Here is a 12,102-nt window from a genome sequence, read left to right on the forward strand (position 1 = left end):
ATCAGCCGGCCGTCTTGATCATGAATATGAAGTGCGGTCCGCTCGGTTCGACGATGAACTCCTCGCCGGTCGCGGTGAACCCGAGGTGCTCGTAGAAGCCCTGGGCGGACGTACGGCCGTTGCACCACACCAGCTCGGCGCCGCGCACCGTGGCCTCGGCGAGGCCGGCCTGCAGCACGGCCGCGCCGTAGCCCTGGCCGCGCACCTCGGGGGCGCTGCCCATACCCCGGAAGCGGTAGGCGGCGGCGCCCTCGCCGGGCAGCGTGTCGGGGAAGAACGTGACGCACGCCTGGACCGCGCCCTCGTCGTCGTAGGCCGCGACGTGGAAGGTGGACTCGCGGGAGTCCTCCGGGTAGATCGCGGTCTCCCGGGGCAGGCCGGTGCGGAGCACCGCCCAGCGCAGCTCGAAGATCTCCTCGACGGGTACGACGGCCGTGCGCATGACGTGGTCCTCCGCTGGTCAGTCCGGTCCTTCGGTCATTCCAGGAAGGAGGCTAGCGGCACGGTGGGGTCGGACAGCCGGTCGGGGTCGACGGTGCGGCCCGAGCGGATCAGCTGCTGGATCGGGTCGGTGACGTCCCAGACGTTGACGTTCATCCCGGCCAGCACGCGTCCCCCGCTGAGCCAGAAGGCGATGAACTCCCGCTTGCCGACGTCTCCCCGGCACACCACCTGGTCGTAGCTGCCCGGCGCGGCATGGCCGGAGAACTCCATGCCCAGGTCGTACTGGTCGGAGAAGAAGTACGGCACCCGGTCGTAGCTGACGTCCCGGCCGAGCATGGCGCGGGCGGCGGCCGGGCCGCTGTTGAGGGCGTTGGCCCAGTGCTCGACACGCAGCCGGCCGCCGGAGAGCGGGTGCTCGATGTTGGCGACGTCGCCGGCCGCGTAGATGTCCGGGTCCGAGGTGCGCAGGGACGCGTCCACGGCGATACCGCCGCCCGCCGAGCGTTCGGCGAGGGTCAGCCCGGCGGCCTCGGCGAGCGCGGTGCGGGGGGCGGCACCGATCGCGGCCAGCACGTCGTGGGCGGGGTGCTCCTCGCCGTCGTCGGTGACGGCGGCCAGCACCATGCCGTCCTGGCCGGAGATCTCGGCGAGCTTCGCGCCGAAGTGGAAACGGACGCCGTGCTCGCGGTGCAGATCGGCGAAGACCCCGCCGAGCTCGGGGCCGAGCACCGAGTACAGCGGCGTGGGCTCGGGCTCCACGATGGTGACCTCGGCGCCGTAGCCACGCGCGGCGGCGGCGACCTCCAGGCCGATCCAGCCCGCGCCGGCGATGACGATATGGCCGTTCTCGCGGCCGAGCGAGGTCAGTACGTGCTTGAGGCGCTCCGCGTGCGAGAGCCGCCGCAGGTGGTGGACGCCGGCCAGTTCGGTACCGGGGATGTCCAGCCGGCGCGGCTCGGCGCCGGTGGCGAGCAGCAGCTTGTCGTACGGGAGGACGGTGCCGTCCCCGAGCCGTACGGTTTTGGCCGCGGGGTCGAGGTGCACGACCGGCTGGCCGAGGTGCAGCTCGATGTCGTGCTCCGCGTACCAGGCCGTCTGCTGGACGAAGACCGAGTCGCGTTCCGCGCTGCCGATCAGAAACCCCTTGGACAGGGGTGGCCGCTCGTACGGGTGCTCGCGCTCGTCGCCGATCAGGATCACCCGCCCGGTGAAGCCCTCCGACCGGAGGGTTTCCGCCGCCTTGGCGCCGGCGAGTCCCGCTCCGACGATGACGATGGTCTGGTCTGCGTCCACCACTGTGCGCCTCCCCAACAGATGCCGTACCTGCGAGCGTCCCTTACGTCACGCCTGGCGGGAAGAGCGCCGCGCCGAGTCGACAAAGCGCCCCTCGTATGCCTCGCGCGCCCGCACTACTTCGGACAGATGCGCGCGGGCCCGGTCGCGGGTGGCCGCGACGGGACCGGAAAGAGTACGTCCGCGGCTGGTCGGCCCGGCCCGGCGGCACGTCGCACCGCCCGGCCCCCACCGCCGCGTCACCGCCTCACAGCAGCCTGGCGGACCGGCCCGTCGTGAGCCGTGCGTGCAGGGCCGTGGCCGTCGCGTCGGTGAGCGACGCGATCTGGTCGACGACGGCGCGCAGCCGCGCACTGTCGTCCGCCGCCTCGTCGAAGATGCCGCGGAACTGCGGGTCCAGGCCCTCGGGGGCGCGCGCCAGCAGCGCTTCTGACAGCTCCGAGATGAGGATCCGCTGCTCGGCGCGGCGGCGCTCCTGCGAGGCGCGCTGCATGACGTACCGGTCGGCGACCGCCTTGAGGACTGCGCACTCCAGGCGCTGTTCGCGCGGCACGACCAGCTCGGCGCGGTACCGGGTGAGCCGCCCGGTGCCGTACGCCTCGCGGGTGGCGCGCTCGGCGGCCAGGCAGAACCGGCCGATGAGCTGCGAGGTGGCGTCCTTCAGCCGGGCCTGGGAGATGGCCGAGCCGTCGTAGCCGTGCGGCCACCACGCCTGCTCCAGGAGCCGGTCGAGGGCCTCGGCCAGCTCGTCGGGGGTGGCGTCGGCCGCGTACCGCTCCCCCGCGCAGTCGAAGATGTCGGCGCGCTCGGCGTCGGCGAGCAGCAGGTTCGGGTCGAGGTGGCCGGCGTGCAGGCCGTCCTCCACGTCGTGCACCGAGTACGCGACGTCGTCGGCCCAGTCCATGACCTGGGCCTCGAAGCACTGCCGGTCCGCCGGCGCACCGGCCCGCAGCCAGTCGAAGACCGGCAGATCGTCCTCGTAGGCCCCGAACTTGGGGCTGCCGGGGTTCGTGGGGTGGCCGCCGCGCGGCCACGGGTACTTCGTGGCGGCGTCCAGGGCGGCACGGGTGAGGTTCAGGCCGACGCTGACCATCGTGCCGTCGGCGTCCCGCATGAAGCGCTTCGGCTCGATCCGGGTCAGCAGCCGCAGCGACTGCGCGTTGCCCTCGAAGCCGCCGCACGCCTCGGCGACCTCGGCCAGCACCTGCTCGCCGTTGTGCCCGAAGGGCGGGTGGCCGAGGTCGTGCGCCAGGCACGCCGTCTCGATGAGGTCCGGGTCGCTGCCGAGCGCGGCGCCCAGCTCCCGCCCCACCTGCGCGCACTCCAACGAGTGCGTGAGGCGGGTGCGCGGGCTGGTGTTCATCAGGGCCGAGCCCGGGTCCACCACCTGGGTCTTGCCCGCCAGCCGGCGCAGCGCGGCCGAGTGCAGCACCCGCGCCCGGTCGCGCTGGAACGCCGTGCGGCCCGGCCGCTTGTCGGGCTCGGTCACATAGCGGTCGGTATCGGCGTCCCCGTACGGCCCGTACCGCTCGTACGGCCCGAGGTGCGCGGCCGCCGCGTCGGTCCGGTAGTTCGCTTCCATGCCTGTGACCGTAACGCTCCGGAGTGACAGACGCGCCGCCGCCACCGGTCCCGCGGTCCCGTACCGGGTTACGCGCTGGCGAGATGGCGCGGCGCGGCCCGGCCGGCGGCGGCCAGCGCCTGGTCGTAACGGTGCAGCACCAGGCGGGCCATGGCGCTGTGCGCGCCCAGCGGCGCCGCCGCGATCCAGGGCGCCCCTGCCGACGTCCGGGTGGCGAACCGACCGGGGGCGGTGAAGTACGAGGCGACCGCGACCCGGTGGCCGCGCGCGGTCAGCGCACCGACCGCCTCGTCGACGGACGGTCCCGCGCCGGAGGCGTAGGCGGGCAGGACGGGGGCGCCGCCGAGCCGGTGGCTGAGGAGTTCGGCGGTGCGGGCGGTGTCGGCGGGCCAGTCGGGGTCGTGGGAGCCGGCGGCCGCCAGCACCACACCCGCGCGCCGCAGGCCCTTGCGCCAGCCGGCCTCCGCGAGGCGCACGTGCAGCGTCTCGGCGAGCAGCGGATGCGGGCCGAGCGGCGCGGCGGTCAGCCCGCGCAGGTGCGGGGCGCGGGCCAGCGCCTGCGGTATGTCCTGCTTGACGTGGTAGCCGTCGCCGAGCAGCAGCGGCACGAGCACCACATCACCGCGCAGCGCGGCGAGTGTGTCGTCGAGCAGCGGCTCGTTCAGCTCGATGTGCCCGAGGTGGACGGGCAGGCCGGGGCGCAGCGCCCGGACCCGGTCGAGGAGCGCGCGCACGGTGCGCCGCGCCGCGGGGTCACGGCTGCCGTGCGCCACGGCGACCAGGGCCGGGCCGCGCGGGACCGCGGTGAGGGTGACGTGGGAGAGCTGGCTGCTGAGCTGTGCGGTGATCCGGTTCAGGAGCTGCGCCGTACTGTCGAAGCTGCCGGACAGGCCGGAGTTGTCGGGGCTGTCAGAGCTGCCGGGGCTGCCGGAGCCGTCGGCCGGGGCCAGGCCGAACTCCGGGTGCGGGTGCGGATGCGCTGTCGACGCCGTCATGGACCGAGCCTGAAGTGCGGAGGTTGCGCCCGCATTGCACAGTGATGACAAGTGTTTTCCTCGGTCTCACGAGCGTCGGTACGGCCTGTGAGACCGCTGGGTGCGGACCCAGTCGCCGCCCGGAATGATCCGCCCCGACGCCCGCAGGGTCCTGGCCGGCCCCTCCCCCGCGAGATACACCCAGGCGTCGCACCGCAGACCGTCGCAGATCACGCGCAGCGCCAGCCGCTCGTACAGATTCCCGCGCGCGCCCGGGACGTGGTCCTCCAGCCGGTCGAGGTCGGCGAGGACGGTGTCGTACTGGTCGGGCAGCACGTCCAGCAGCTCACCGTGCACGGTGTCGGTGACGGGTTCGGCGGCCGGGGCAGCGACCGCGTAGGGGTAGCCGGGCCCGGCGTACAGCAGCGCCCCGGGCAGTACGGCGGGTCTCGGCGGTGCGGTACGGCCCTCCACCAGCGGGTGGTTGGCCTGGCCGGGACGCAGCGTCCCGTAGACGAAGAAGGGCAGGCGGGACGGGGGCGGCGGGGTCAAGGCGGCGGTCCTCTCTTCGCTGGCGGCGCGGCTGCGTCCATCGTGCCCGGAACCGTACCGGCGCCGTACGCGTCGATCCGGACGACGGAGTTGACCGCACGACAGAGTCGCTCAGCGAGGGGACGCCGAATGAAGCCGGGCCGGATACGTGCCGCCGTGCCCGCCGTGCTGCGCAGGCTGCGCCCGCCGCGGACCCGGCGCGGCCGCCGGCTCCTCCTGCAGGCCGTGATGGCCTGCTGCGTCCTGGCGCTGCTGCCCACGACCTGGCTGCAGATCACGGCGGACGGACGGGTGCGGGCGGTCGCGGACGTACCGTCGGAGCCGGTGGCGGTGGTGTTCGGCGCGGGCCTGGCGGACGGGAAACCGACGCCGTATCTCGCACACCGGCTGGACGCGGGCGCCGAGCTGTACCGGACGCACAAGGTCCGGGCGATCCTGGTGACCGGCGACAACAGCCGCACCGACTACAACGAGCCGGGCGCGATGCTCGGCTATCTGCAGAAGCAGGGTGTGCCCGCGTCGAAGGTCGTGCTGGACTACGCGGGCTTCGACACCTGGGACTCGTGCAGCCGCGCCAAGCGGATCTTCGGTGTGGACCGGGCGATCCTCGTCAGCCAGGGCTTCCACATCCGGCGGGCGCTGGCGCTGTGCGACGCGGCGGGCGTCGAGGGGTACGGCGTCGGGGTCGACGAACCGCACGACGTGACGTGGTTCTACGGCGGCGGGCGCGAGCTCGTCGCGGCGACCAAGGCGGCGCTGGACATCGTGGTCGAGCCCGACCCGGTCTTCCTCGGACCCCGGGAGCCGGGCGTGACACGGGCCCTGGCCCCGGACCCGGCGGCACGCTGACGGACGTCCGCCCCGCCCTCACAGGGCGCCCGGCGGCGCGCTGAGGTGCGCGTACCGGCCGCGTAACCGCGTCGCGTACGGGGGCGAAACACGTACGGCGCAGGCTGGGCGGATGAGCCCGAGCACCATTGACACGCACTGTCCCTACTGCGCCCTGCAATGCGGCATGGGGCTCGCGGCGCTGCCGGCGGGCGGCGTCGAGGTCGTGGAACGGCCCGCGTTCCCGGTGAACCGGGGCGCGCTGTGCGGCAAGGGGCGCACCGCGCCCCAGGTGCTGGCGCGCGGCGCGCGGCTGACCGGGCCGCTGGTGCGCGGTGCCGGCGGCGCGCTGGAGCCGGCCGGCTGGGACGAGGCGCTCGACCGGGTCGCCGAGGGACTGCTGCGGACGCGGGCCGAGCACGGCCGCGACGCCGTCGGGGTCTTCGGCGGCGGCGGGCTGACCAACGAGAAGGCGTACGCGCTCGGCAAGTTCGCGCGGGTGGTGCTGCGCACCTCGCAGATCGACTACAACGGCCGGTTCTGCATGTCCTCGGCGGCCGCCGCCCACCAGCGGGCCTTCGGCCTGGACCGGGGGCTGCCGTTCCCGCTGGAGGACATCGCCCGCACCGGCTGCGTGATCCTCGTCGGCTCCAACCTCGCCGAGACGATGCCACCCGCGCTGCGGTACCTCACGGAGCTGCGCGAGCGGGGTGGCAAGCTGATCGTCGTCGATCCGCGCCGCACCCGTACCGCCGAGCACGCGGATCTGCATCTGCAGCCGCGGCCCGGCACCGATCTGGCGCTCGCGCTCGGGCTGCTGCACCTCGCCGTCGCCGAGGGACATCTGGACGAGCGGTTCATCGCGGAGCGCACGACCGGCTGGGCCGAGGCGCGGCCAGGCGTCATGGCGCACTGGCCGGAACTGGTGGAACGCATCACCGGGGTGCCGGTGCCGCAACTCCGGGAGGCCGTGCGGATGTTCTGCGCGACACCGGAGAGCATGGTGCTCACCGCGCGCGGCCCCGAGCAGCAGTCCAAGGGCACCGACACCGTCAGCGCCTGGATCAACCTGTGCCTCGCGACCGGCCGCGCGGGCCGGCCGCTCTCCGGCTACGGCTGCCTCACCGGGCAGGGCAACGGGCAGGGCGGGCGCGAGCACGGCCAGAAGGCCGACCAGCTCCCCGGCTACCGCAAGCTGGACGACCCGGGCGCACGGGCGCACGTGGCGGCGGTGTGGGGTGTCGACCCGGACGACCTGCCGGCGCCGGGGCGCAGCGCGTACGAACTGCTGGACACGCTCGGCGTGGAGGTGCACGCGCTGCTGCTGATGGGCTCCAACCCGGTCGTCTCCGCGCCGAACGCCGCGCACATCACCGAACGGATCGCCTCGCTCGGCTTCCTCGCGGTCTGCGACGTCGTCCTGTCGGAGACGGCCGAGCTGGCGGACGTCGTGCTGCCGGTCACCCAGTGGGCGGAGGAGACCGGCACGACCACCAACCTGGAAGGCAGGGTCATCCTGCGCCGCAAGGCGATCGACCCGCCGCCGGAGGTCCGTACCGACCTGGAGGTGCTGAACGGGCTCGCCGCCCGGCTCGGGTGGGAGAAGGGCTTCCCCACCGACCCCGAGGAGGTCTTCGACGAGCTGCGCCGCGCGTCGGCGGGCGGTCCGGCGGACTACTCGGGCATCACCTACCGGCGGATCGCGGAGGAGGACGGCGTCTTCTGGCCGTGCCCGCAAACGTCTTCGGACGCCGCGCACCCCGGAACGCCCCGCCTCTTCCTGGACCGTTTCGCGACGCCGGACGGCAGGGCCCGCTTCGTCCCGGTCCTGCACCGGCCCTCCGCGGAGGAGCCGTCGGCCGACTACCCGCTCCATCTGACGACCGGCCGCGTCCTGGCGCAGTACCAGTCCGGTGCCCAGACCCGCCGTGTCCCCGAACTCAACGCCGCCTCCCCCGGCCCCTTCGTGCAGCTCCATCCACAGCTCGCCGCGCGCCTGGGGGTCGCCGAGGGCGACGTCCTCGCGGTCACCAGCCGCCGGGGCCGCGCCGTCGCCCCCGCGCTCATCAGCTCCGCCATCCGCCCCGACACCGTCTTCATGCCGTTCCACTGGCCGGGCGAGGGCCGCGCCAACACCCTGACCAACCCGGCTCTCGACCCGACGTCCCGCATGCCGGAGTTCAAGGTGTGCGCGGTGCGGGTGGAGGCGGTGGGTCCCGCGACCGGCTGAACGTACTCTGGGCCCTGTCCGGCAGATCAACAGAAGGAGCCGCCGTGCCCACGCCCCACACCTATGACACGCAGGTCACCTGGACCGGCAACCTCGGTACCGGGACGAGCACTTACCGCGCCTACGACCGTTCCCACGAGGTCTCGGCCGCCGGCGTACCCACCATCCTCGGCAGCTCCGACCCGACCTTCCGCGGCGACGCCTCCCGCTGGAACCCCGAGCAGCTGCTCCTCGCCGCGCTGTCGCAGTGCCACATGCTCGCCTACCTGCACGTCTGCGCCGTCGGCGGCGTCACCGTCACCGCCTACACGGACAACGCGCACGGCACGATGGAAACCACCCCCGAGGGCGGCCACTTCACGGAAGCGGTCCTGCGCCCACAGGTCGAGGTCGCCTCCCAGGAGATGGCCGACAAGGCCGCCACCCTCCACGCCGACGCCCACCGCACCTGCTTCATCGCCGCCTCGGTCAACTTCCCGGTCCGCCACGAGCCGGTGATCACCGTCTCATCGCTCGCACCACGGGGCAACCGGTCCGCATGATCGATCCTCGATAGCGGCCGATGCGCCGCACGAACCACGTCGGACCACCTCACTCAACCGGGACCCGGCGCCGTCAGGCCCGGGCGCGCAGGCGGCGGAGCATGCGGGCGTCCTCGAAGCCGACGGCTCGGGCGGCGGATTCGATGGTGGAGCCGTGGGAGATGAGGTGTACGGCGCGCTCGACGCGGAGGACCTGCTGGTAGCGGAGCGGGGTGAGGCCGGTGGCTTCGCCGAAGCGGCGGGTGAGGGTGCGTTCGCTGACGCCGGAGGTGGCGGCGAGGTCGGCGAGGCCGAGGTGTTCGGTGAAACGGGCGTCGATGAGGTCCTGGACGCGGTGGACGGCGTCGCTGAGGTGGGCGCGGTGCCGGAGCATCGCGCTGGTCTGCTGTTCGTCGCCGTTGCGGCGGGCGTAGACGACCATGTTGCGGGCGATGCGGGCGGCGGCGCCCGGCCCGTGCCGGCCGGCGACGAGGTGCAGCGCGAGGTCGATGCCGCTGGCGATCCCGGCGGACGTGACGATCCGGTCGTCGACCACGTAGAGCACATCGCGCACGACGGTGGCCCGCGGGTGGCGGACGGCGAGTTCGTCCTGCACGTCGTGGTGGGTGGTGCAGCGGCGGCCGTCGAGGAGGCCGGCCCGGCCGAGGGCGTCGGCGCCCGCGCAGATGCTGGCGACGACGCCGCCCGCGGCGTGGTGGTCGCGCAGCCGCTGGAGCGTGGACTCCGCCACGTGCCCGTTCTGCCTCAGCGTGCGGGACCGCCAGCCCGGGACGATCGCCAGGTCGTCGGGGGTGAGGTCGGGCCAGCGGGTGGCCGCCCTGAGCGGTACGCCCTGGGCGGTCGGGATGTCTTCCTGCTCGCCGACGTAGGCGGTCTCGTAGTCGTAGCCGAAGTCGGCCGCGGTCGAGAACACCTGCGCCGGGCCCGCGAGATCCAGCAGGTGCAGGTGCGGGACGAGCAGGAAGACGACCCGGGTCACGATCCGGTCAGCTCCTTGACGGTGGTCACCCGGGCGAACCGGCCGGCGAGCGCGTACTCGGTGCGCGCGATGATGTCGTCGGTCTGCAGGGTGCGGGGGTCGGCGAGGATCTCCTCGACCGAGCGGCCGGCCGGCGCGTCCCAGTGCTCGCACGGGGTGGTGGCGGTCGCGTCGGTGACGAAGGTGACCTCGTAGCCGAGGTCGGAGGCGAGCCGGGTCGTCGTCTCGACGCACTGCTCGGTGCGGATGCCGCTGGTGATGACCTCGGTGACGCCGCGCGAGGTGAGGAGCTGCTGGAGGTTGGTGGTGGTGAAGGCGTTGTGCGCGGTCTTGGTGAGCACCGGCTCGCCGTCGAGCGGCTCCAGTCCCTCCATCAGGCGCACGTGACCGCTGGCCGGGTCGAAGACCCCGCCGGTGCCGGGCTCGCTGTGCAGCACCCAGACGACGAGGTCGCCCTCGTCGCGGGCGTGCGCCACGAGGCGGTTCACCTGGCCGACGATGCCGGGGTTGGACGAGGCCTGCCACAGCGGGCGCTGGAGGAAGGACTGCTGGACGTCGATGACGATCAGTGCTCGGTTCATGCCTCGATCCTGGCCCTCGGCGGAGTCCGCGGTACAGACACCATTGTGCCTGGATGCGGAACGATCCGGTCACCGATCACGCGTCGGCGGGCGGTCCGGCGGGCGGCAGGGCGAGGGTGCGCAGCGCGGCGAGCAGCGCTTCCTGGTCGGGCGCCGCGCCGAAGAACGCCGCGTCGGTCGCCTCGACCGTGGCGACCGCCTCGGTGGCCAGCTCGGCGCCCGCGGGCGTGATGCCGAGCCGCTTGGCCCGGGTGTCGCTCGGATCGGTCACGCGGGTGAGCAGGCCCTTGTCCTCCAGCCGGCGCAGCACCTGGGACGTCATCTTCACGTCCGTGCCGCTGTGCCGGGCCAGTTGGAGCTGGTTGGGCTGCTCGCCCTGGCTGTCGAGCCACCACAGCCCGGCCAGCAGGACGAACTGGGCGTGGGTGAGATCGAGCGGCGCCAGGGCCGCCGCGATGGCGCGCTGCCAGTGGAGGGAGGTGCGCCAGAACAGGAAACCGGGGCTGTCGTCGGGTGCGGCCATCATCCGACCGTACCCGTCCCCACCGGCCGTAAGCGGATTCGGGGGCATCAATCTTCGCAGAGATCATCTACGCGCAGTCTTTATTCCGGTTCGGGTGCGGCCCGGGTTCGGCTCTCGTGCGGCTCAGAGCCGCGCCGCCATCCGTCTCACACCCGCCGCCGTCCCGCGCTGAGGGCACCGTTCCCTCAGGGAAACGGACGCGATGCGGCCGGGTAACAGCCGCGCCGCAGGCTGACCGGCATGGACATCGAAGCGGGCACGGAGATCGTGGTGGTGGGCGGCGGGATGGCGGGTGCGCGCCTGGCGCAGCAGCTCGCGCCCGCCGCCCCCGGCGTCCGCGTGACGCTGTTCGGGGAGGAGGCGCACGCCCCGTACAACCGGGTGCTGCTCGCCGAGGTACTCGCCGGACGGTACGAGCCGGACGTCATCACGCTGCCGGACGCCGCCTGCACCGTACGGCGCGTGGTGCGGGTGGACCGCGCCGAGCGCCTCGTGATCTGCGACGACGGCTCCGCCACTCGCTACGACCGGCTGGTGCTGGCCACCGGCTCCAACCCGGTGCTCCCGCCGCTGCGCGGCCTGTTCGAGGCCGGGCGCGGTGAACTGCCGCTGGGCGTGCACGCCTTCCGCACCATGGACGACTGCCTGGCGCTGTCCGGGGCGCTGCACCCCGGCGTGCGGGCGGTCGTCGTCGGGGGCGGGCTGCTCGGGGTGTCCGCGGCGCGGGCGCTGGCGGCGCGCGGCGCCCATGTCGTCCTGCTCCAGCAGGGCGAGTACCTGATGGAGCGGCAGCTGGACGAGCAGTCCGGCAGGCTGCTGCGCACGCATCTGGAGTCGATGGGCATCGAGGTCCACACGGAGTGCCGGGTGCGGGGACTGCGGACCGCCCCGGACGGTACGCCGCAGGCCGTCCGCGCCGTCCGGTCCGTCGAACTCGCCGACGGCTACTGCCTCGGCACCGACCTGGTCGTTCTCGCCTGCGGTGTGCGGCCCCGCACCGGGCTGGCGCAGGCGGCGGGGCTCGAGGTCGACCGGGGCATCGTCGTGGACGACGAGCTGCGGACGTCCGACCCGTTCATCCACGCGATCGGCGACTGCTCGCAGCACGGCGGTGTCGTGTACGGCCTGGCGAACGCGGCCCGTGAACAGGCGGACGCGCTGGCGCTGCTGCTCACCGAGGCGGCGCGGGGGCCCGCCCCCGGCCGCCCCGCGGACCCACCGCGCTACACCGGCACCCGCGCCCTGACCCGGCTGACCCTCGGCGGCTCCCCCGCGCCCGCAGCCAACGCCTCAGAGCCCGCCCGTACCGGTGCCACCGGGATCGCCCCCTTCGACCTCGCCGCGTTCGGCGACCCGCTGCCGGTCCCCGGCGACGACGTACTGCGCCTCACGGACGCGACCCGCGGCGCCTACCGGAAGGTCGTCATCCGTGACGACCGGCTGGTCGGCGGGATCCTGCTCGGCGATCTCGCCGCGGTGGGCACGCTCGCCCGCACCTGGGAGGCCGACGAGCCGCTCCCGGCCTCATCCGCTCCGCTGCTCCACCTGCTCACCAACGACGGAGGTTCCTGACC

The 12,102-nt window shown here is 73.8% G+C and carries 12 protein-coding genes; 4 read left to right on the forward strand and 8 right to left on the reverse strand.

The features are described from left to right. Nucleotide 1: 1 nt before the first annotated feature. The 5 genes from C8250_RS16440 to C8250_RS16460 form a co-directional block, all read right to left on the reverse strand. A complete protein-coding gene (locus C8250_RS16440; RefSeq protein ID WP_138353242.1) occupies nucleotides 2-442 on the reverse strand; it encodes a GNAT family N-acetyltransferase in 441 nt (146 codons plus the stop codon). Between the two features lie 35 nt (nucleotides 443-477). Continuing rightward, the gene (locus C8250_RS16445) at nucleotides 478-1,740 is read right to left on the reverse strand and encodes an FAD-dependent oxidoreductase (protein WP_138353241.1); all 1,263 of its coding nucleotides are present in this window, start codon (nucleotides 1,738-1,740) and stop codon (nucleotides 478-480) included. 244 nt (nucleotides 1,741-1,984) lie between these two features. Then, nucleotides 1,985-3,319 carry a deoxyguanosinetriphosphate triphosphohydrolase gene (locus C8250_RS16450; RefSeq protein WP_138353240.1) on the reverse strand — a complete coding sequence of 445 codons (1,335 nt, stop codon included), beginning with the start codon at nucleotides 3,317-3,319 and terminating at the stop codon, nucleotides 1,985-1,987. 68 nt (nucleotides 3,320-3,387) lie between these two features. Further along, nucleotides 3,388-4,314, reverse strand: coding sequence for a sirohydrochlorin chelatase (locus C8250_RS16455; protein WP_138353239.1), 927 nt, complete (start codon nucleotides 4,312-4,314; stop codon nucleotides 3,388-3,390). 66 nt (nucleotides 4,315-4,380) lie between these two features. Beyond that, entirely contained in the window at nucleotides 4,381-4,845 is a 465-nt protein-coding gene (locus C8250_RS16460) for a gamma-glutamylcyclotransferase family protein (RefSeq protein WP_138353238.1), read from the reverse strand. Nucleotides 4,846-4,974: 129 nt separating this feature from the next. Here C8250_RS16460 and C8250_RS16465 point away from each other — a divergent pair, with 129 nt between their 5' ends. The 3 genes from C8250_RS16465 to C8250_RS16475 all read left to right on the forward strand — a co-directional run bounded on the left by C8250_RS16465 (nucleotide 4,975) and on the right by C8250_RS16475 (nucleotide 8,445). Continuing rightward, nucleotides 4,975-5,694, forward strand: coding sequence for an ElyC/SanA/YdcF family protein (locus tag C8250_RS16465; RefSeq protein ID WP_138353237.1), 720 nt, complete (start codon nucleotides 4,975-4,977; stop codon nucleotides 5,692-5,694). 112 nt (nucleotides 5,695-5,806) lie between these two features. Then, nucleotides 5,807-7,903 carry a molybdopterin oxidoreductase family protein gene (locus tag C8250_RS16470; protein ID WP_138353236.1) on the forward strand — a complete coding sequence of 699 codons (2,097 nt, stop codon included), beginning with the start codon at nucleotides 5,807-5,809 and terminating at the stop codon, nucleotides 7,901-7,903. Between the two features lie 44 nt (nucleotides 7,904-7,947). Beyond that, nucleotides 7,948-8,445: an OsmC family protein gene (locus C8250_RS16475; protein WP_138353235.1), complete on the forward strand. Its 498-nt coding sequence runs from the start codon at nucleotides 7,948-7,950 to the stop codon at nucleotides 8,443-8,445. Nucleotides 8,446-8,518: 73 nt separating this feature from the next. On the opposite strand, the gene C8250_RS16480 is transcribed toward C8250_RS16475, so the two are convergent. From C8250_RS16480 to C8250_RS16490, 3 genes are all read right to left on the reverse strand, one after another. Then, nucleotides 8,519-9,424: a DJ-1/PfpI family protein gene (locus tag C8250_RS16480; protein ID WP_138353234.1), complete on the reverse strand. Its 906-nt coding sequence runs from the start codon at nucleotides 9,422-9,424 to the stop codon at nucleotides 8,519-8,521. Next, nucleotides 9,421-10,005, reverse strand: coding sequence for an isochorismatase family protein (locus C8250_RS16485; protein WP_138353233.1), 585 nt, complete (start codon nucleotides 10,003-10,005; stop codon nucleotides 9,421-9,423). Before C8250_RS16485 ends, C8250_RS16480 begins: the two co-directional genes overlap by 4 nt. A 76-nt stretch (nucleotides 10,006-10,081) precedes the next feature. After that, complete coding sequence (locus C8250_RS16490; protein WP_232484976.1) at nucleotides 10,082-10,528, reverse strand: MarR family transcriptional regulator; 447 nt, start codon at nucleotides 10,526-10,528, stop codon at nucleotides 10,082-10,084. Between the two features lie 240 nt (nucleotides 10,529-10,768). On the opposite strand from C8250_RS16490, the gene C8250_RS16495 reads away from it, so the two are divergent. Beyond that, nucleotides 10,769-12,100, forward strand: coding sequence for an FAD-dependent oxidoreductase (locus tag C8250_RS16495; protein ID WP_187144871.1), 1,332 nt, complete (start codon nucleotides 10,769-10,771; stop codon nucleotides 12,098-12,100). Nucleotides 12,101-12,102: the final 2 nt, after the last annotated feature.

This window comes from Streptomyces sp. So13.3 (assembly GCF_005860785.2).
In the GTDB taxonomy this organism is placed as follows: Bacteria; Actinomycetota; Actinomycetes; order Streptomycetales; family Streptomycetaceae; genus Actinacidiphila; species Actinacidiphila fildesensis.